This is a genomic window from Acinetobacter sp. 226-1 (genome assembly GCF_030329325.1).
Taxonomy (GTDB): Bacteria; Pseudomonadota; Gammaproteobacteria; order Pseudomonadales; family Moraxellaceae; genus Acinetobacter; species Acinetobacter sichuanensis.
On sequence record NZ_JACANU010000002.1, the window covers coordinates 278,571 to 297,456 of the forward strand.

The window sequence follows — 18,886 nt, forward strand, 5'->3', positions numbered from 1 at the left end:
GTGTTATGCACTCCCTTTTAAATATGATTGGGCAACTTTAAGGTAAATATTTGCTGCACCTGTTAATTTTTCTTTTAAGCTTAATTCGGTTGGATATTGTTTGACTGCCAATTCAGCAACCAATTTTGGTAAAATCAAAGCTTCCATTTTATTTAAGCAACGTACTAAGCGAATAGCATAAGAAACATCACCATCTGCAATCATACGGTCATTGGCAAAAGCTTGTGCTGTACTTTCTTGGAAAGAAAACACCAAAAAGGCATGATATTGATGCTTAAAAATAATCGCAAGATCAGGTTTATGATCTAGAGATTTGAGTAACTCGAGTTGATGCTGTTCATTGACTTTAGCAATAAATGAAGCGCCATTTGGAAATACTTTCATTGATAAAGTGAAACCAACAGGAAGTGCAGAAACTTCATGTTTAATTTCATCATCAACTTGGCTCGCCATGACCAAGCCTCTGCCAATCACATCCATCATGAGTTTGACATAAGCTTGTTCTAAAGCGGGTTTTACAGATTTACTAGAAATCACTCGCTTATTCCTTCATTGAGTTCATATTTATAATTTAGAGTAATTACTCTAATTTGTTTTTATTGAAAAAGAAAGCCCCTTTAGTGCGAAATGACTTTAACGTCATTAAAAAAGCCACTTTCCCTGAGGTAAAGTGTAACATCTTGTGCTAGTTGATTGAAATTTGGATAATTTTCAACAAGATCACAAATGCGAACCATCTCTAAGCCTGCATAGCCACACGGGTTAATGGTATGAAAACCATCAAGGTTACAGTCGATATTAAGCGCCAAACCGTGATAGCTACGTCCCTTACGGATTTTGAAACCTAAAGAACCAATTTTACGCTCATTGACATAGACACCAGGTGCATCGGGTTTTGCATAAGCCTGTACACCATATTTTTTGAGTAGATCAATCATCAGGTTTTCTGCGTAGCTGACTAAGGTGCGTACATTCCACTTTAAGCGATTTAAGTCAAACATAAAATAAATCACCATTTGTCCAGGTCCATGCCAAGTGACTTGCCCACCACGATCTGATTGTACTACAGGTATATGGCTTGGAATCAAAATATGTTCAGGCTTTCCAGCTTGTCCCTGAGTGAGTACATCAGGATGTTGCAGTATCCACAATTGATCAAGAGAGTTTTCATCACGTTGTTCTGTATATGTTTTCATTTCCTGAAAACGATCTGAATAGGGCGTTAAATCAGTGTACTGGCGGATGATGAGTTGTGGTTTTGAAGCAACATCAGTCACGGTAGACATGTCCTTTTTAGTTGGCTATGACAAGAGTATAACGTGATTTTGTTAGATAGAAGTGTTCTGATGAAACATTAATGAGCGTAAAAATGATTTTGATTTTGTGATATTGAAAAATAAAATTTGATCTATAAAAAAACACGCCAAGAGACGTGTTTTTTTAATTAAAGTGCGGTACGAATATGTTCACAAGCAGCAAGATCTGCATATAAAGCATGCACTTGCTCAAGCTCATTAAAACGTAACTGCGCAGTAATAGAGTGGTATTTGCCAGTACGAGAAGGTTGAACTTTTAGTGTTGCTTCATCAAACTCTGGAAAATGTTTTACCAAAATTTCGACTACAGCACCACGTAATTCTTCTCCAGCATTACCAATCAGTTTAATTGGATAATCCATCGGAAATACCCAAAGATCTTCGCGTAATTCACGAGATGGTGTGCGGTCTAACATGTTTCACCTCTAATTTATTAACAACGCCTGCAAAAGTGCAGGCGTTGTGTTGCTCTTAGTTACTTAATGGAGATGAACGATAAATTTTCAAGTCTCCATCGAAGCAACAAAAAACTTAGTCATTTTCTAAGAATGAACGCAAGTGTTCTGAACGAGAAGGATGACGTAATTTACGTAATGCTTTTGCTTCAATCTGACGAATACGTTCACGTGTTACATCAAATTGTTTACCAACTTCTTCTAAAGTATGGTCGGTTGGCATATCAATACCAAAGCGCATTTTCAATACTTTAGCTTCACGTTCAGTCAAGTTTTCAAGTACTTCACGCGTTGCTTCTTTTAAGCCTTCTGAAGTTGCAGCATCAACAGGAGAGGTGATATTGCCATCTTCAATGAAGTCACCTAAGTGCGAATCTTCATCATCACCAATCGGTGTTTCCATTGAAATCGGTTCTTTAGCAATTTTGAGCACTTTACGAACTTTAACTTCGTCCATTTCTAGACGCTCACCTAATTCCTCAGGTGTTGGTTCACGTCCCATTTCTTGTAACAATTGACGAGATACACGATTGATCTTGTTAATCGTTTCAATCATATGAACAGGAATACGAATAGTACGTGCTTGGTCAGCAATCGAACGTGTAATCGCCTGACGAATCCACCAAGTTGCATAAGTTGAGAACTTATAACCACGACGATATTCAAATTTATCTACAGCTTTCATCAAGCCGATGTTACCTTCCTGAATTAAATCAAGGAACTGTAAGCCACGGTTGGTGTATTTTTTCGCAATTGAAATTACAAGACGTAAGTTTGCTTCAACCATTTCTTTTTTAGCACGGCGTGCTTTGGCTTCGCCAATTGCCATACGTTTAGAAATATCTTTGATGCCTTTTACGTCTAAATCTAATTCTTTTTCAATATCAGCAATCTTTTGTTGGAATGCCAATACATCTGGGCGAACTTTTTCAAGATAAACTTTTTGGTCTGGAGATGCTTTTGCAATTTGCTCATCTAACCAAGCAGGGTTTGATTCTTGTCCTGGGAAAGAAGTACGGAATTGTGTACGATCCATACGACCACGGCGTACAGCATAACGCATGACTTCACGTTCAGAGGTACGGATTTGTTCATGTGTACCACGAATCATTTCTGAAATAATGTCAAATAAACGTGGTGTAAATTTAAACATCATGAATACAGTTGCAAGCGCTTCCATTGCAGCTTTGCTGTCAGCACTGTTACGACCTGATTTTGCTAGTGTTGCTTTTGCTTCATTCCACGCATTTTCAAGCTCTGTAAAACGAATTTTAGCAATTTCAGGGTCAGGACCAGATTCACCTTCAGAGTCATCTTCGCCTTCAGCTTCTTCCTCTTCATCATCATCATCCAACTTTACATCTTTTGTTGGTTTATTTGATGATTCTTCATCATCATCTAAATCGGCTTCATCTTCTAAAACTTCAGGAATCTCTTCATCAGTTTCAGGGTCAAGATAGCCTGATAAGATGTCAGCAAGACGGCGTTCGCCATTTTCATAATCTTTATATTCTTGTAAAACAACTTCTACCGCGTTTGGCCAGTAAGCAATTGAATGTAAAACGTCACGAATCCCTTCTTCGATACGTTTAGCAATACTAATTTCGCCTTCACGTGTCAAAAGTTCAACAGTTCCCATTTCACGCATATACATACGGACAGGGTCTGTGGTACGACCAGGTTCATTTTCTACAGAGGCAAGTACCGCAGCAGCTTCTTCTTCTGCAACTTCATCAGCAGCTTCACTATTCCCTTCAAACATGGTGTCGTCAGTTTCTGGCGCACGCTCATGTACAGGAATACCCACGTCTTGAAGCATTTGAATAATGTCTTCAATCTGTTCGCTTTCGGTGATTGATTCTGGGAGATGATCGTTAACCTCAGCATAGGTTAAGTAACCTTGTTCTTTGCCTCGGCTAATCAGAGCCGCTACTTGCGAAGTAGGGGAATGCATATCGCTCATCTTTACTCTCTTCTCGTTGAATCTGTGGCAGTCAAAAACCGTGCATCATCACATCACTATGCGCTTTATCTGTGCATAGCGTGTGTATTTCATCAGAAAAAATTACGCTGATAAAATCTTAAAAATCGGATTTTGGTGAAATAATTAAATGGGGATGAATTTGTTGTTTTCAAGCTCAACCCTTCGTACATTTCTATTTAAATTTGAATGTTAAATAGAAGGACGTAGGGTGGATTATACCATGCCACAAAATTTGGTACAAAAAAAGCCCCAAATTCAAATTAAAATTAAAAATAAACAAATAAAACTTGACAAGGTTAAAGAAGAGCGATAAATAGCGGCTAGACCCATTCACATTTTTTCATTATGAGGTAGTTTTAGTGTCTTCGACAGATTTTGAACTAGATGATAACTACGGTGATGATGATGTTAGTTTTGATGAGTCATCAAACAAAATTAGCGCCAAAGAATCATTAGAAAAACGTCGTTTAATCGATGACTTACTTGCTCAACGTCGTTTAGATCGCGAATTAAAAGATTTTGATTATGATTTCGATGATGATGACGATTTTGAAGATGATGAAGCATAAAAACAGCTTGGGCATAGTCATCTAAAATGCTATGCTTTTACCGTAATTAAAATTAATTGGAAACAAGATGAGTGCTTTAGATTTAGACCTGTTAAGTGACTATCTAGATGGCGACCAAAACGAGTATGGTCTAGATTTCGCAGCGACTCATGGTTTTTTATGTGCCATTGCTGTTGGTCCTCAATTTGATCGTTGGTTAGACGAGCTTTTTGAAGGAAATCAAGCTAAAGCACCGAAAGAAATCATTGCGCAAATTAAATTATGGTTAGGTGATATTCGTCAAAAGTTAGCCAATGAAGAAGGTGTGGAATTTCCTTTTGAAATTGAAGAGGCAGATGTTGAGTCTAGTCTAGGCGATTGGTCTGTGGGCTTTGTTGATGCAATGTTCCTCAATGAGGAAGCTTGGTTTAGCCCAGAGCATGAAGAGCAAGTCGTTGATTTAACTCTACCAATGATGGTCTTTAGCGGCGTCGATGATGAAGATCCTCAAATGGAATCTTTCCGCCGTAATGGTCAGTTGATGGATGAAATTGCAGAAGAAATTCCTGATAATTTAAATGAAATTTATTTGATGTTCCATTCAGATCAATAAGTTTAAGTTTTATAAAAAAGCACCTTTTTTGGTGCTTTTTTAATGGAATGATTTAGTTAAGTTTTTAACTTACTGATCGTTTTTTGTTTTTTCTTCGATATAAAAAATAAATCAGCAGAATAATCACAATCGCGATAATAATATAACTTACACGACTAAAAATTTGCTGCATTAAAGCCTGATTTTCACCAAAATAAAAACCAATACACGCTAAAAAAGTCGTCAAAATCATTGTACCTAAGCTGCTATATAGGATAAATTTCCAAAAAGGCATGCCACTCATACCCGCAGGAATACTAATTAAAGAACGTACAGCAGGAATCATACGACCGAAAAATACAATCCGATGCCCATATTTTTCAAACCAATTTAGTGATTTTTTTACATCTTTTACTTGAATAAAAAGATATTTTCCATATTGTTCAACCCAATGAAGTAAAGTCTGTTGTGGTATTTTTCGACCGATCCAATAGAGTAATGCCGCTGCTAAAATTGAGCCTGTACTTCCTGCAATAATCACACCTGTTAAAATAAGCTGCCCTTGAGATGCAGCCAATCCTGCAGAAGGCATAATGACTTCTGAAGGAATAGGCGGAAATACATTATCTAGAAACATTAATAGAGCAATGCCAAAGTAGCCCAATTGTTCCAATATGGAAATGATCCATTCTGTCATTGTTTATCTATCAATTAGCGAATAAAGATTTATATTATAAATTGCTGAAGTTAAGGTAAAGTGATACTACGTAACGTCAGTCTTCGTTTCATTTGAAAAATTATTCTTGATAATGAATCAGTGTATGGATATACACTTTTCGCAACCAGTATGTCAGGGCGATAGGTAAAGCCATCAGCAAAAATATATTGATAAAGGTTGTATTGAGATGATAGCCAATAAACAGTGAGAATATTGTACCAATTAACATACCAAAACAGATAATAAATAAATGTGATTCTTGGTTGAGTTTTGCCTTAACACGCTCAATTTCAGTCAGTGTGTTGGTGTTGGTATATTTGTAATTTACTGTGTTGGGTTTTAAATAAGCAGTCCTTTCCATTTGATTGATCTCCTTAATAAATAATGATTATTTCTTAAAGTGAAGGTGTTAAAAAACACTCTATTTCTTATTTTGGAGATTAGCAAGAGAAACTGTAAACTGTTACGTATAAATTTTTAAAACCTGTATGGAAAAGTGATGGGTTTCATAACTAGTGTCATTTTTGTGTAAAAAAACCGCATAAAATATGCGGTTATTTACAATTTAAAAATGATTAAAGACGTTTACGTTTTGCGGCAACAATTTGTGATTGGCGCATGCGGAAACCTTCTTTTTGCTTTTCAGAAGTTTTGTCTATGCAATATACACAAGATACGCCATGTTCGTAGCTTGGTAGTGCAACTTCTTCAGGGCTTAAAGGCCAGCCGCAAGCATGACACTTAATGTTAACACCTTCTTCAACGCCATGAGTGACCGCAGTACGTCCATCAAAAACGAAGCATTCACCTTCCCACATGCTTTCTTCAGCAGGTGTTTCTTCAAGATATTTTAAAATACCGCCTTTAAGGTGATAAACCTCGTTGAAACCTTCCTGTAAAAGTAATGATGTTGATTTTTCACAACGAATACCACCTGTACAGAACATGGCAATTTTTTTATCTTTGTGTTGTTCTAACTCTTTTTTAACATAGTCAGGAAATTCACGGAAAGTTTCAGTTTTTGGATCAACTGCACCTTTGAATGTACCTGCTTTATATTCATAGTCATTGCGTGTATCAATTAAGATCACATCATCACGTGCAATGAGTTCATTCCATTCTTTAGGATCAAGATAGTGACCCACCAAATCACGTGGTTTAACTTCAACGCCTAAAGTAACAATTTCTTTTTTTAACTTGATTTTCATTTTACGGAATGGTTTATCATCACTTTGTGATTCTTTATATTCCATCGTGTTGAAACCTTCATCTAAAAGAAATTGATGAATGGCATCAATTGCTTGACGGTCACCTGCAACAGTGCCGTTGATTCCTTCATCTGCAACAATTAGAGTACCGCATAAGTTGATGGTTTTTACCAAATCTAAAAGACGTTGCTGAAGATCAGCAGGATCTTGAACTTCTTTGAATTGATAAAGTGCTGCAACAACCCAACCAGTGGTCGCTTGCTGTTCTACAGGTGCAAGCTGTTCTACAGTAGCGTTCATGGAATACTCCAAATGTATTAAGATATGAAAAAATTTAGGTGCGTATTCTAGCCTGAATTTTAAAAATTTGCGAGAAAGCCATAGCAAAAATATGGTTTTAAATAAGGAGAATGTTTTGAGTAATAAAGGTCGAATTCCATCATTAACTCCATGTGTTGGGCGTTGTTCAACGGTTTTTGGTGATTCGGTTTGTCGTGGCTGCCGTCGTTTTAATCATGAAGTGATCCAATGGAATACTTATACCGCAGAACAGCATTTGGCAGTATGGAAGCGTTTAGATGCACAATTAGATCAAATTTTAGTGCCTATGTTGCCATTTGCCCAACTTAAACATGTTGAAGGTTTCATTTTAGGCAAACGAGTACGCCTTTTAGAAAATGCGTCTAAAGGGCGTAAATTATATTATGCGTTAAAAATTTGTGAGAAAAATCGTGCGTTGGCAGGTGAGAGTGGCTTAGGAATACATGCAAAGCAAGTTAAGCCTTTGTGGGATGAGTTTGAACGCCGCGTTCTAGCATTAGCAACAGCAAGTTATGATTTGGCTTGGCTACGTGCCGATGGAATTCATCATAATTTACTTAAAATTGTGGAAGAAAAAGAAAATCTTCATATCCCAATTTCATTGTAAAATACTGCCTGATTAAGTATCGACTGGGTTTGTTTTGGATTTTTCAGCCTATTTTTTATATTGTGTTGCGGTGATTGTCATGATTGCAACACCCGGACCTGTGATGTTATTGGTGGCAAGTGCAGGTTTGCAAGGGGGCTATAAAAAGGCATTACAAACTATTTTCGGTACAAATTTAGCTTCTTTGGTTTTAATTGCTATTTCAGTCCTGATTTTAAAAGGTTTTGTTAATATCGCAAATCATTGGTTTGATGTTATTAAAATTTTAGGATGTCTTTATATTGCGTATTTAGGGATTCAAATTATTAGAGAGGCGGTTTTAAAACCAAGCACAAATGATGAAGTTTCATCTTTTATACAAGGTGGTTTTAAACAAGGTTTTTTAGTGGGAATTTCAAATCCTAAAGATATTATTTTCTTTGCATCTTTTTTCCCACAATTTACGCATGTTCGTGATGATTTAGATCACAGTTTGATTTTACTCACACTCACTTGGATTGTGCTAGATTTTGTAACATTGTCAGTTGTTTATCTTGGTTTTAATGTTTTAGCAAAGTCGAAAATATATACAAAACTCTTAGCATTGTGTGGTGCAATTTTAGTTTTGGTGGCAATTTATGGCATTTATTCTGTTGTGCGCTGAAGTGTTTTAACCCAAAAATATAAAGAGCTTTGGGTGTCTAAAAATTTTTTTTCATCATACATTTCAACTAAAAAACGACTGATTAAGCCTTCAAGTAAGTTAAAACTCATTTCTGTGATTTGATGTGGAAATTTTAAATCTTGAATATTTTCAAAAATAAAATTTCTTAACCAAAGTTTATGTTGTTTAGCTATTTCAATGAGTTCCAAATCTTGCTGAGAAGATTCGCCAACAGCACGTACAAATAAACAACCTTTAAAATGGTCTGTTTGAAACCAGTTTTGATGCCAAACAAAAATTTTTTCTAGTGCTTCTAAACCACGATGTTCGGCGACAAAAGTCGTTAAGCTTTCTCGAAAACGTAAATCACGTTGTTGTAGAACAGAACACACCAATTGTTGCTTATTTTTAAAATACGTGTAGAGCGTGGTTTTTGAGCAACCTGATTCATCTCGAATGAGATCCACACCCACGGCAACAAAACTATGCTCATTAAAAAGTTGTTCTGCGACATTTAAAATTTTTTGTGCTGATTTGGACATTGTTCATTCTCATCAATAACACTTGATATAAGTACAGATCTGTACTATTTTTTATTTTAGTATGATTGACGCTAAAAAACAAGGCAGGGTGAGCACAATGAACTTATTCGGTGGCAAAGAATTATTGGCAGCTATACCAAATGGTTTGGAACTATTTAGAGGATTTATTGGTGGGGCTTTGAGTATTCTAATTTTATTATTGCTTGGGCAGTGGTCACATCATATGTGGATTATGGCACCTTTTGGAGCGAGCTGTGTTTTATTGTATACCGTTGCCCAATCGCCATTAGCGCAACCAAGAAATATTATTTTTGGGCATTTTATTTCTGCCTTAGTCGGGTTAGTTTGTTTAAAATTTTTTCCAATCAATATTTGGACTATTGCTTGTAGTGTAGGTGTCGCAATTGCCCTAATGCAATATTGTCGCTGTGTCCATCCTCCAGCAGGGGCAAATCCATTGGTGATTTTATTGACTGCGCATACTGTATATTATGATTGGGATTTTCTGATTTTCCCTGTCTTGTGTGGAGCGGTTGCCTTGGTACTTGTTGCGTTGTTGGTGAATAATATCAAGGTCACAAAAAAATGGCCGATTTATGGCTTGGCATTGTGGGAAACAAAAAAGTAATCAAAAAAAATGCCTAATTTAAGCAAATATTAGGCATTTTTTAGCAATGAAAATATCAGAGATAAGTCATCAAAAATGAAGTTCCATTAAACACCATGTGTTAAACGATATTGCACAATTTCTTCAATGGTGATTAAAGTTAAATGGTGGGTTTGCGCATATGCTAAAACTTGAATACCTGAAGCCATCGTACCATCAGGGTTAGTCACTTCACATAAGACACCCGCAGGTTTTAGTCCTGCCATACGTGCTAAATCAATAGAACCTTCGGTATGACCACGGCGTGTGAGTACGCCACCATCACGACCACGTAAAGGAAATACATGCCCTGGACGGTTTAAGTCACTTGCTACAGCACCATCTTTGATTGCTGCATGAATGGTGGTTACACGGTCTTTCGCTGAAACACCTGTTGTGACACCTTCGGCAGCTTCAATGGTAATTGTAAATGCTGTTTTAAATTGACTTGAATTATCTTGAACCATGGGTGGTAATGCTAAATGGTCAGCAAGTTCTGAGGTTAAGGTTAAGCACACAATGCCTGAACCATCACGAATCATACGTGCCATAGTTTCAATATTTAATGTTTCTGCAGCAACAATTAAATCAGCTTCATTTTCACGATCAAAATCGTCCATGACCAAGACAGGTTTGCCTTGACGCATATCTTCTAAAGCTTGTTGGATGCGTTGTTCAGCAGGAGGAAGGGCTGAAAAGAAAATTTCGGGTTGTATTAAGCTAGACATTGAAACGCTCTCGTAAGTAGAAATACGGTTGAACATTTCAGGACATGTGAAATAGTGGCGTTACAAAACAATTTCCAATGTATAGATTGAAAATTATTGAGCTGTGACGTCGTCTTCTTTCATCCGGACTATACCGTCGGCTTTGGCTTTTACCAAATCTGCTTATAAAATCAAAGAAATTATAGGCTCGTGGGCTGAATAAATCACAAAGAAATGTGTATTTAATTACCACCGGTGGGGAATTACACCCCGCCCTGAAGCGATGTTTTTTGATTATAAGCTATTTTTCGTCAAAGTTCAGAGTTTTTCTATAGAACGCTGCGTTTGTCTTATGTGTAAGCACCAGAGAAAATTATTTTGATTTTATTTATAAACTCAGCATGCTATGAATAGAGCATTGAAATAAAAATCTTGAATGTATTTTGAATCATAAGATTTTACTAGCAGCAAAGGTAATGATGAACATGCAAAATAAAAAGCCATCATGTGTTGTGATTACAGGAGGCTCGCGTGGGATTGGTTTGGGATTAAGTCAAGCATTTTTGACATTGGGCTGGTCGGTCGTGATTTCTGCACGTGATCTACAAAATTTACAGCAAGTTCAAAAGCAGCTACAACAGCAATTTGGTGAAGCTAAAGTTCATATTGTATGTTGTGAAGTGACGAAAATTGAAGATTTAGAAAAGCTTTGGCAAGAAGCACTTTCTCACTTTGGTCGTGTTGATGTTTGGATTAATAATGCGGGTACCAGTAATAGCGCAAAATCTTTTGCCGCATTAAACCCTCAAGAGATCACAAATGTGATTGAAACGAATGTATTGGGATGTATGTTAGGCGCACAAGTGGCACTAAAAGGAATGTTAGTGCAAGGGTTTGGGCAAATTTTTAATATGGAAGGCTGGGGAAGTCGAGGTGAGTGGAGTGCAGGTATGACACCCTATGCCACCAGTAAACGTGCAGTCGCTTATTTTAGTCAAGCATTATATAAAGAAACTAAAAAGACCACGATTCGAGTAGGTACTTTAAGCCCCGGAATGGTTGCTACAGATTTATTAGTTTCATCTTGGAAGGATGGTGATGTGGAAAACTGGCGTAAAATGAAATGGTTATTTATGTTTATCATTGATCCACCACATCAAGTATGTGGTTATTTAGCAGAGAAAATAATTCAAAATAAAAGAACCAATGTACGTATTGTTTGGATGACACCGTGGCGTTTATTACTCAGATTTTTTCAGCCTTATTATTGGAAGCGCAACCCAATTCAAGGTACAGCATTGAATGATTTAAAATAAGTTCAATTTTTTGTATGGATGAATCACTAAACATCTGAGCTTCAAATGTTTAGTGAAAGTTTTTATCAACTATACGTCATCTTGTTTCACGATTAAAACAGGTGCTTTGAGCGTTGTAATTAAGCTTTGTGCCACACTACCAATTAAAAGTTTTTTAAAGCCACTACGACCATGTGAGCATAAAATAATCAGATCGGTATTGAGTTCATCGCTAGCTTTAGCGATGGCTTTGGCAATATTTTCACCTTCTAAAAGCTTGACTTGCACGTCTAAATCTTGCGCTTTAAATTTAGCTTTAGCGGTTTCTAAATTATCTAAAATATAATTTTTTGCCCGTTCAATAAGTTGATTGCTTTGACCATGAGCAATATATTCAGAGGCAATATAAGGATCTATAGTCATGACTTGAACTACGGTTACATTGGCATCAAATTTTTTTGCCATTTCAACCACAGTAGGAATGACAGCCAAAGACGTATCTGAACCGTCAACAGGAACTAAAATATTTTTAAAAGACATAAAATTCTCCTTATAGTTATTGCAAAAATATATACATTATTACTATCTATAATTTCATCATAGCGCAAAATATTTACTTTGAAAATGTCGACTTTAGCATGAGATCAAAATATTAATTTTGGTGTTTTTTATTGGTATTAAGCTTATGTATTTAAATATAATTTATACTATTTTACTCGGAATTAAAATTGTAATATTGAAGCTGTGATTGTGATATCAAATTTGCTGCAATACTACAATTTAGTCTCACTTATTCTTTATTAAATCATGTGAAATGGGTCTTAAATTTAGCTTAAAATCACTCATCTTTTTGGGTGAGTTCTAAAGCACGTTGATAAGCCACTTTTTTCTTAACACCAGTTAAATCGGCAACCAACTGAGAGGCTGCTTTAACAGATAAGTCTTCAAGCAAACGGATCAATAACTGATCTAATTTCTCTTGCTTAACATCATGTTCTTGTGGCGCTCCACCAATCACTAAAACAATTTCACCTTTTTGTTGATGATGATCACTTTCAATAAAATGCAGTAATTCTGCTAAAGTCATTTTTTTAATTGTTTCAAAAGTTTTAGTAATTTCACGTGCAAAACCAACTGGACGTTCAGCACCAAATACGTCGACCATATCTTTAACACAATCTAAAATTCGATGTGGCGCTTCATAGATAATTAAAGTTTGTGTTTCATGTTTAAGTTTTTCTAACTGTAATAAGCGTTGTGATTGTTTAGATGGTAAAAAGCCTTCAAAACTAAAGCGATCACTGGGTAAGCCAACAGCACTTAAAGCTGCAATCGCTGCACAAGCACCCGGTACAGGAATCACACGAATATTATTTTCTTGAGCTGCACGTACTAATTTAAAACCAGGATCGCTAATCAATGGTGTTCCTGCATCACTCACTAAAGCAATATCTTCTCCATTTTTTAAGCGTTCGATCAGTATATTAATTTTGTTACTTTCATTATGATCATGACATGCAGTCAAAGGAGTTGAGATATTATAATGTTTAAGTAATTGTGCAGATTGTCGTGTATCTTCTGCGGCAACTACAGCAACGGACTTTAAAACTTCAATTGCACGATAGGTCATGTCATCTAAGTGCCCAATTGGAGTGGCTACAACAAATAACTGAGCACTCATAAGGTTCTCCATGATTAAAAATAAAAAATTGAATTATAGACAGACGCTATGTGGTCTTGGGCTTTTGAGCATAATGATCACTGCTCAAGCGGAAGTATTGGTTATTTTACCTGAAACAGGACCTCTGGCGCGAGCAAGTAATAGCATTAAACTTGGAATATCGACTGCATATCAAGCAACGGGGTCGAAAACTGTTCTAAAATTTGTAAATACAGACCAAAAATCAATCAGTGCTGTACTGAAGCAAAATATCAATAAGCAAACCCAAATGATTATTGGACCTTTAGGGCGTACTGATGTTGAAGAGATTATTAAATTTTCGCCAAAAATACCTGTATTGGCATTAAATGAAGTGACTTTAAAACATCCTAATGTTGTGCAATTTAGTTTATCTAAAAATGATGATGCAGCAGCATTAATTGATACCATAGAAAGAGATGGAGTGAATAAATTATATATTTTACAACAACCTGAAAATATTCAAGACAGTAAAGCATTTTTCAATGCATTATCTGAACAATTCCAAGGGCAAATCCAAATTGTGAATAGCGTACCCGTAAAGATGGTCAAAAGTGAGGGATTACTGTTATTAGGGAATTATGCATGGATCAGTCAATTAAAAAAATTACCTGTACAAAACTTATATATGCAAGCTGTAGCAGTTGAGGACAGTCAGCCTTTACCTAAGGGAATGAAGTTCTGCGATGTACCTTCACTGTATATTTCTGAATGGAGTGACGTTTTAAAAGCGTATCAACAAAGTCCAACCACTATGGCATATCAACGTTTATATGCTTTTGGTGGAGATGCATGGCAAATTACTCAGAGTTATATTACACAGCCACAAATGAAAAATTTAGACTTTAAAGGGCGTACAGGTAAAATTCATATTGAAAATAATCGCATTGATCGCGAGCCAATGTGTTTTGTGAGTACAGGCAAAGGCTTAGCAATCGCCTAACCATCACGTAAACAATTGGAATAGATCGAATGAAAGCGAAGTCTGTGCGGCAACAATTAGGTGAGTGGGCAGAACATACTGCTTTACAGCTTATGCAAGAGCATGCTTATCGTTTGGTGTGCCAAAATTATCATGCAAGTTGTGGTGAAATTGATTTGATTGTGGTCAAGGATAATGAGTTACTTTTTATTGAAGTCAAAGCACGTGCTAAAACTGAGTATGGTCTTGCTGTAGAGGTAATTACTCTCAGTAAGCAACGTAAAATTATTAAGACAGCTTTGAAGTTTTTGCAAGATCATGAACATTTTCAGGACTTTTATTATCGTTTTGATGCAATTTGTTTTGATTTTCATCAAGAAATTGCAAAAAATGTACAGCATGACTTTTCTAAAATCCCGTATGATTTACAGTGGATTGAAAATGCATTTACTTTAGATGCAGACTTGATTAATCTGTGAGTAAAATTTAAGCGTAAACTCGAGTAGTCGTTTAAAATATATAGAAATAATGATTTCAATGAGGAGTCTTGCTGAGTGTTAAACCGTATTGTCATTACAATGTTGTGTGTAGCAAGTTTATCTGGGTGCGCGAGCTTTATTTCTGGTGGCACAGGAAGTACACCTGTTGGAACTGAAAGTGGTGTCAGATCATTAGGGCAAGTATTCATTGATTCTTCAATTGAACGTACTGCAAAAATTAACTTATATAAATTAGATGCCAGATTTAAACAATCTCGTGTCAATATCAATAGTTTTCACAGCAATGTTTTATTGACAGGTCAAGTGCCAGATGTTCATTTAAAACAATTGGCTGAAGATAATGTCCGTGCCATGAGTGATGTCAAAGCTGTACATAATTATATTACAGTGGGTAATCAAATTAGCTACAGCACCATTATGCAAGATGCATCAGTAACAGCAAATACACGTGGCTTAATTATGAAAGCACCTGTTGTTTCAGATAATAAAGTTTTAGTACATACCGAAGATGGTGTGCTTTATGTCATGGGACGTCTGAATAATGCTGAAAGTGATGACTTAAATGATGTTTTGCAAAAAGTAGGTAATGTCACCAAAATTGTGACTTTATTAGATAATGTTGAGCAAGCGAGTCGTCAAGTACAAAGTTCATCCTTTACTGCACCTGTCGTTTCAAATGTTCAACCCGATGTTGTGACTCCTGTGGCAATAGACCCAGATGCAGTAGAGCCAAGTACAGATGTTCAACCGTAATTTTCATGTTAAACCTAAAGTTGTATTGAAAAAAATCCAATCAATTAAGGCATTTTATACTGATTTTCGTTTATATGATTTAGCCAGTATCACGATTAATAAATTGACTCCTAAAAAGGGTTATCAATTTCATGCCAATATTGCATATGGTTTAAAAGCAAGACAACGTTTAGATTTATATATTTCTAATCGTACACAAGAAAAACCATTAATTGTTTTTGTGCATGGTGGTGCTTGGAGTCATGGCGATAAAAGTGCTTATAAGTTTGTTGGCGAAGCATTTAGTCGTTATGGTTATGATGTTGCGGTATTGAATTATCATTTAGCACCACAGCATAAGTTCCCTACTTATGTAGATGATTTGGCTGTTGCTTTAAACTTTTTAGAGCAACAACAAAACAAGCTTGGTATTTCTACGCATAATATTGCTTTAATGGGGCATTCAGCAGGCGCATTTAATATTACCTCTTTATTGTATAATCCTAAGCGTTTTCAGTCTGAGGTCAAAAAAAATATTAAGGCAATCGTGGGGGTTGCTGGACCTTATCACTTTGATTATAAAGGTGATCCTTTAGCAAGTGATGCATTTGATCAAGATATCCCTTATCAACAAGTGATGCCTTATTACTTTATTGAAAAAAATGAGATTCGCCACTTTTTATTTACTGCGGCTCATGATCAAATTGTTGAGGAAAGCAATAGTCTAGATTTGAAGGCACAACTTGAAGCTTTAGGAAATCATTGCCAAATGACAGTGATTCCAAAAACAGGTCATGTGTCTATTATGGGAAGTGTCTCAAGTTTATTTAGTCGTTTTTATCAAACACGATCAGAAATTGTTAAAGCATTAGATCAAACTTTTAAAAACAACTAAAATTGTCATTTAAATCAAAAAAATGCCTGTTAATCAGGCATTTTTTTATTAAAAATCACGTGTTCAATCATGGCATGTGCAATACTGCCTGAAAAAGGAATTTCGGGTAAAGCATCAAATTTAAAGAATTGAGCATCACTGATTTCTTCTTCTTGTAAGACAAGTTCACCTGAAGCATATTCAGCTTTAAAGGCAAGCATTAAGTTGCTTGGAAAAGGCCATGGTTGGCTCGCCAGATATTGAATATTTTTAACTTCAATACCAATTTCTTCAAGGGTTTCGCGTTGTACAGCTTCTTCGAGTGTTTCTCCAACCTCAACAAAGCCTGCGATTAAACCATACATATTACTGGTGTTTTTAGCATTTTTTGCGAGTAAAATTTCATCTTTTCCTCGTGTAATGACCGTAATAACACAAGGTTGCACACGTGGATATTGATGGTAGCGACAAGCAGGGCAAACCATCGCATATTCTGTAGGATGAACTTCTGTTTCATGCCCGCAATGGCTGCAAAACTTATGGTTACGGCGCCATTCTAAAAGTTGTAAAGCACGGCTTGCTTGTTCAAATTGAACCTTTGTCCATTGTGAAATAAGCTGGCGAATGGGAACGAGTTGATAACCTTCAGGAATATTTTCCTCAATAAATAGATCTCGGGCGATAATCTGATCACCCGAGTTAAAAATAAGATCACTTGCTAATTGTTCAACTTGTGGTAATTGAAAATTGTCATCAACAAGAAGTTGGTGATGGTGAAAAATATAGGCAAGTGATAATTCTGACATTAGGCGATCGCTTTTAAGTTTTGGCTACTTTTCAATGCTATATCAAACATAGATTGTAGGACAGGTTGTTTATTCTGTAAATTTTCAATCATCATATCAGCACTTGCTAGCACTTCTAATACAGATTGAATTTGCTGTGGATTTAATGTGGTACTTTGAGATAAAGCATGGTCAATAAATTGAGCACATGTCAGTAATGTTTCTTGGCTTGCTTTAGAACCAAGGAATAACATAGCACCGCTAATTTCAGTTAGTTGTAATGCAACATTAGCAATAGTTTCCTGATTTTGTTCAGAAATATATTGAACCAATGCTTGGCTAGTGGCATCAATCTGAATCTTCGTTTCTGCTAACAAAGTGGTATGTGCTTCATCTAAACGATCGAGTGAAATTTGCAGATTATTGACACGAAGTTGTAAGCGATTTGATGTGTAATTACGCTCTAAAATTCCAATTGAATTCATAGCAGATAAAATACTATTCATCAATTGTTGCGCATAGTTTTCATCTTCTAAAATTGTTGGATTGTCGAGTAAGGCTGCTTGTTGTACAAGTTCTGTTGCTGCTTCATTGAGATTTAAAACTTTAAAAATGTTCGCTAAACCTAATAACTTGCTTTTAAGTTCAACTGTTTTTTCATCTGACATGTTTTGATAGTTGTACTCAATCGCATTACGAATTTCTGTCATTTCTTCAGTGATCAGTTTGCTCACGCTATGAATCGTTTCAAAATCTGGACCATATAAATGACGACTAAAAACATGGAGTTGATTGTCTGTTAGAACATCATCACCAGCTTGAATTTTATGGCGTAAATTTTGTGCAATATCATTATCTTGGCTAATACACAAACTGAGAACATTCGCAACTTGTAAGTTATCTACATTAAATTGTTGAGTTTGGCTTAGGAAGTTACCAATATTGGTTTCAATTTGAATTAACGTGCGTAAGCGAGCATCACTCAAAATAGTATCTTGTAGATGCTGTAAGGCATTTGCGACCAATTTCCAATATTGAGCACTTGGCGTTGTATCTGCTAAATGAGAAAGATAGGCTCCCACCAGTTGTAAGCCTTGATAATCTAATTGAGTTTCGTTTTGTTTCAAAAGGTGATTTAAGCAGAGCTTATATAACCGATGTACATAATTAGATTTTTCGAGTTCTTGTGCTTGGGCTAATTCTAAATGAGGAATTTGCGCTAACAATGGTGTTAGATTTTCTCCCTCTTGTGTAAGCGGTTTGCCAAGCGCTAGCTCTAAACGGTTTAAGGTATCAAGCAAAAACTGGTGAACTTTGACTTCACGTAAACAGGTAAACTCGACAAAGCGTTTGAGCATTGTTGTGCCTTCGCTCAGCGCAAGTACATCTGATGTTTTAATATTACGCGGATCTTGCATGATTTTATGCATTAATTCCGCTGCATATTCAGTAAGTTGTGCGAGTTGCGGTATGTTGATCAAACGAATCACATGTGCACATTGTTCAAACTGATTCAGTGCATCATCTATACCAAAAGGTAAGGTTTGATCTTCAACCAAACTACTAACAGCCGACTCAACTTGTTGAATCGAATTATCCACTTCATTTTTTATTATTAATAATGCTGTTGGATCAAAATATATTGATGTTTGATAAGACATCAAAGCCCCCTGATGAAAATAAATGTTCTAATTTTTTAGCCTTTAGTATAAAGACTAATTTTTAGATTTTAATATCGCTTAAATGCAGACAATTTACAATAGACTTATTTGCTTAGTCTTAGGACTTTACA

22 protein-coding genes, 1 pseudogene and 1 riboswitch are annotated in these 18,886 nt (G+C 36.0%); of the genes and pseudogenes, 10 read left to right on the forward strand and 13 right to left on the reverse strand.

Features of this window, described 5'->3' with window-relative positions; all coding sequences use genetic code 11:
* Positions 1 to 3: 3 nt before the first annotated feature.
* From HX124_RS04775 to rpoD, 4 genes and pseudogenes are all read right to left on the reverse strand, one after another.
* Positions 4 to 537 (reverse strand): hypothetical protein, encoded by a 534-nt coding sequence (locus tag HX124_RS04775; RefSeq protein ID WP_107006437.1) that lies wholly within the window; start codon positions 535 to 537, stop codon positions 4 to 6.
* Between the two features lie 80 nt (positions 538 to 617).
* Positions 618 to 1,286 (reverse strand): lipoyl(octanoyl) transferase LipB, encoded by a 669-nt coding sequence (gene lipB / locus HX124_RS04780; protein ID WP_286382109.1) that lies wholly within the window; start codon positions 1,284 to 1,286, stop codon positions 618 to 620.
* Between the two features lie 158 nt (positions 1,287 to 1,444).
* Positions 1,445 to 1,732 (reverse strand): YbeD family protein, encoded by a 288-nt coding sequence (locus HX124_RS04785; protein ID WP_107006439.1) that lies wholly within the window; start codon positions 1,730 to 1,732, stop codon positions 1,445 to 1,447.
* A gap of 115 nt (positions 1,733 to 1,847) precedes the next feature.
* Positions 1,848 to 3,737, reverse strand: a pseudogene (rpoD, locus tag HX124_RS04790) (RNA polymerase sigma factor RpoD); the annotation flags it as partial.
* A gap of 377 nt (positions 3,738 to 4,114) precedes the next feature.
* On the opposite strand from rpoD, the gene HX124_RS04795 reads away from it, so the two are divergent.
* Both HX124_RS04795 and HX124_RS04800 read left to right on the forward strand, forming a co-directional pair.
* The gene (locus HX124_RS04795) at positions 4,115 to 4,324 is read left to right on the forward strand and encodes a PA3496 family putative envelope integrity protein (protein ID WP_065994931.1); all 210 of its coding nucleotides are present in this window, start codon (positions 4,115 to 4,117) and stop codon (positions 4,322 to 4,324) included.
* A gap of 67 nt (positions 4,325 to 4,391) precedes the next feature.
* The gene (locus HX124_RS04800) at positions 4,392 to 4,916 is read left to right on the forward strand and encodes a YecA/YgfB family protein (RefSeq protein ID WP_107006441.1); all 525 of its coding nucleotides are present in this window, start codon (positions 4,392 to 4,394) and stop codon (positions 4,914 to 4,916) included.
* Positions 4,917 to 4,980: 64 nt separating this feature from the next.
* Here the strand turns inward: HX124_RS04800 and HX124_RS04805 are convergent, their stop codons facing one another.
* The 3 genes from HX124_RS04805 to trhO form a co-directional block, all read right to left on the reverse strand.
* Entirely contained in the window at positions 4,981 to 5,592 is a 612-nt protein-coding gene (locus tag HX124_RS04805; RefSeq protein WP_286382110.1) for a DedA family protein, read from the reverse strand.
* Between the two features lie 100 nt (positions 5,593 to 5,692).
* Positions 5,693 to 5,974 (reverse strand): FUSC family protein, encoded by a 282-nt coding sequence (locus HX124_RS04810; protein ID WP_107006443.1) that lies wholly within the window; start codon positions 5,972 to 5,974, stop codon positions 5,693 to 5,695.
* 214 nt (positions 5,975 to 6,188) lie between these two features.
* Positions 6,189 to 7,121, reverse strand: a complete 933-nt coding sequence (gene trhO, locus HX124_RS04815; protein ID WP_107006444.1) for an oxygen-dependent tRNA uridine(34) hydroxylase TrhO — start codon at positions 7,119 to 7,121, stop codon at positions 6,189 to 6,191.
* A gap of 115 nt (positions 7,122 to 7,236) precedes the next feature.
* On the opposite strand from trhO, the gene HX124_RS04820 reads away from it, so the two are divergent.
* Together HX124_RS04820 and HX124_RS04825 are read left to right on the forward strand one after the other, a co-directional pair.
* Complete coding sequence (locus HX124_RS04820) at positions 7,237 to 7,749, forward strand: DUF1289 domain-containing protein (protein WP_107006649.1); 513 nt, start codon at positions 7,237 to 7,239, stop codon at positions 7,747 to 7,749.
* Positions 7,750 to 7,783: 34 nt separating this feature from the next.
* A complete protein-coding gene (locus HX124_RS04825) occupies positions 7,784 to 8,392 on the forward strand; it encodes a LysE family translocator (RefSeq protein ID WP_286382111.1) in 609 nt (202 codons plus the stop codon).
* Here the strand turns inward: HX124_RS04825 and HX124_RS04830 are convergent.
* Positions 8,374 to 8,934, reverse strand: a complete 561-nt coding sequence (locus HX124_RS04830) for a TetR/AcrR family transcriptional regulator (protein ID WP_286382112.1) — start codon at positions 8,932 to 8,934, stop codon at positions 8,374 to 8,376. The two genes, HX124_RS04825 and HX124_RS04830, sit on opposite strands and share 19 nt — an antisense overlap.
* A gap of 97 nt (positions 8,935 to 9,031) precedes the next feature.
* Here HX124_RS04830 and HX124_RS04835 point away from each other — a divergent pair, with 97 nt between their 5' ends.
* Positions 9,032 to 9,562: an HPP family protein gene (locus tag HX124_RS04835; protein ID WP_286376543.1), complete on the forward strand. Its 531-nt coding sequence runs from the start codon at positions 9,032 to 9,034 to the stop codon at positions 9,560 to 9,562.
* An 86-nt stretch (positions 9,563 to 9,648) separates the two neighbouring features.
* Here HX124_RS04835 and ribB read toward each other — a convergent pair whose 3' ends face one another.
* Positions 9,649 to 10,308, reverse strand: coding sequence for a 3,4-dihydroxy-2-butanone-4-phosphate synthase (gene ribB / locus HX124_RS04840; protein WP_286382113.1), 660 nt, complete (start codon positions 10,306 to 10,308; stop codon positions 9,649 to 9,651).
* Positions 10,309 to 10,415: 107 nt separating this feature from the next.
* A riboswitch (FMN riboswitch) is annotated at positions 10,416 to 10,573 on the reverse strand.
* A 193-nt stretch (positions 10,574 to 10,766) separates the two neighbouring features.
* Between ribB and HX124_RS04845 the strand changes: the two genes are divergently transcribed.
* Positions 10,767 to 11,603 (forward strand): SDR family NAD(P)-dependent oxidoreductase, encoded by an 837-nt coding sequence (locus HX124_RS04845; protein ID WP_286382271.1) that lies wholly within the window; start codon positions 10,767 to 10,769, stop codon positions 11,601 to 11,603.
* 69 nt (positions 11,604 to 11,672) lie between these two features.
* Here HX124_RS04845 and HX124_RS04850 read toward each other — a convergent pair whose 3' ends face one another.
* Together HX124_RS04850 and rsmI are read right to left on the reverse strand one after the other, a co-directional pair.
* Positions 11,673 to 12,122, reverse strand: a complete 450-nt coding sequence (locus tag HX124_RS04850; RefSeq protein WP_286382114.1) for a universal stress protein — start codon at positions 12,120 to 12,122, stop codon at positions 11,673 to 11,675.
* Between the two features lie 298 nt (positions 12,123 to 12,420).
* A complete protein-coding gene (gene rsmI, locus HX124_RS04855) occupies positions 12,421 to 13,263 on the reverse strand; it encodes a 16S rRNA (cytidine(1402)-2'-O)-methyltransferase (protein WP_107006449.1) in 843 nt (280 codons plus the stop codon).
* A 73-nt stretch (positions 13,264 to 13,336) separates the two neighbouring features.
* On the opposite strand from rsmI, the gene HX124_RS04860 reads away from it, so the two are divergent.
* The 4 genes from HX124_RS04860 (at position 13,337) to HX124_RS04875 (ending at position 16,330) form a co-directional block, all read left to right on the forward strand.
* Positions 13,337 to 14,224 (forward strand): penicillin-binding protein activator, encoded by an 888-nt coding sequence (locus tag HX124_RS04860; protein ID WP_286382115.1) that lies wholly within the window; start codon positions 13,337 to 13,339, stop codon positions 14,222 to 14,224.
* 29 nt (positions 14,225 to 14,253) lie between these two features.
* Positions 14,254 to 14,682 (forward strand): YraN family protein, encoded by a 429-nt coding sequence (locus HX124_RS04865; protein ID WP_107006450.1) that lies wholly within the window; start codon positions 14,254 to 14,256, stop codon positions 14,680 to 14,682.
* 75 nt (positions 14,683 to 14,757) lie between these two features.
* A complete protein-coding gene (locus HX124_RS04870) occupies positions 14,758 to 15,456 on the forward strand; it encodes a BON domain-containing protein (RefSeq protein WP_107006451.1) in 699 nt (232 codons plus the stop codon).
* Entirely contained in the window at positions 15,443 to 16,330 is an 888-nt protein-coding gene (locus HX124_RS04875; protein WP_286382116.1) for an alpha/beta hydrolase, read from the forward strand. The genes HX124_RS04870 and HX124_RS04875 overlap by 14 nt, the downstream gene beginning before the upstream one ends.
* A gap of 29 nt (positions 16,331 to 16,359) precedes the next feature.
* Here HX124_RS04875 and nudC read toward each other — a convergent pair whose 3' ends face one another.
* Both nudC and HX124_RS04885 read right to left on the reverse strand, forming a co-directional pair.
* Positions 16,360 to 17,115, reverse strand: a complete 756-nt coding sequence (gene nudC / locus HX124_RS04880) for an NAD(+) diphosphatase (RefSeq protein WP_286382117.1) — start codon at positions 17,113 to 17,115, stop codon at positions 16,360 to 16,362.
* A complete protein-coding gene (locus tag HX124_RS04885; protein WP_286382118.1) occupies positions 17,115 to 18,755 on the reverse strand; it encodes a chemotaxis protein in 1,641 nt (546 codons plus the stop codon). Before HX124_RS04885 ends, nudC begins: the two co-directional genes overlap by 1 nt.
* Positions 18,756 to 18,886 lie beyond the last annotated feature (131 nt).

Coding starts and splice junctions, on each gene's coding strand:
- lipB (WP_286382109.1), bottom strand. CDS start 1,286: ATGTCTACCGTGACTGATGTTGCTTCAAAACCACAACTCATCATCCGC.
- HX124_RS04785 (WP_107006439.1), bottom strand. CDS start 1,732: ATGTTAGACCGCACACCATCTCGTGAATTACGCGAAGATCTTTGGGTA.
- HX124_RS04800 (WP_107006441.1), top strand. CDS start 4,392: ATGAGTGCTTTAGATTTAGACCTGTTAAGTGACTATCTAGATGGCGAC.
- HX124_RS04805 (WP_286382110.1), bottom strand. CDS start 5,592: ATGACAGAATGGATCATTTCCATATTGGAACAATTGGGCTACTTTGGC.
- HX124_RS04810 (WP_107006443.1), bottom strand. CDS start 5,974: ATGGAAAGGACTGCTTATTTAAAACCCAACACAGTAAATTACAAATAT.
- trhO (WP_107006444.1), bottom strand. CDS start 7,121: ATGAACGCTACTGTAGAACAGCTTGCACCTGTAGAACAGCAAGCGACC.
- HX124_RS04830 (WP_286382112.1), bottom strand. CDS start 8,934: ATGTCCAAATCAGCACAAAAAATTTTAAATGTCGCAGAACAACTTTTT.
- HX124_RS04835 (WP_286376543.1), top strand. CDS start 9,032: ATGAACTTATTCGGTGGCAAAGAATTATTGGCAGCTATACCAAATGGT.
- ribB (WP_286382113.1), bottom strand. CDS start 10,308: ATGTCTAGCTTAATACAACCCGAAATTTTCTTTTCAGCCCTTCCTCCT.
- HX124_RS04845 (WP_286382271.1), top strand. CDS start 10,767: ATGAACATGCAAAATAAAAAGCCATCATGTGTTGTGATTACAGGAGGC.
- HX124_RS04850 (WP_286382114.1), bottom strand. CDS start 12,122: ATGTCTTTTAAAAATATTTTAGTTCCTGTTGACGGTTCAGATACGTCT.
- rsmI (WP_107006449.1), bottom strand. CDS start 13,263: ATGAGTGCTCAGTTATTTGTTGTAGCCACTCCAATTGGGCACTTAGAT.
- HX124_RS04860 (WP_286382115.1), top strand. CDS start 13,337: ATGATCACTGCTCAAGCGGAAGTATTGGTTATTTTACCTGAAACAGGA.
- HX124_RS04865 (WP_107006450.1), top strand. CDS start 14,254: ATGAAAGCGAAGTCTGTGCGGCAACAATTAGGTGAGTGGGCAGAACAT.
- HX124_RS04875 (WP_286382116.1), top strand. CDS start 15,443: ATGTTCAACCGTAATTTTCATGTTAAACCTAAAGTTGTATTGAAAAAA.
- nudC (WP_286382117.1), bottom strand. CDS start 17,115: ATGTCAGAATTATCACTTGCCTATATTTTTCACCATCACCAACTTCTT.
- HX124_RS04885 (WP_286382118.1), bottom strand. CDS start 18,755: ATGTCTTATCAAACATCAATATATTTTGATCCAACAGCATTATTAATA.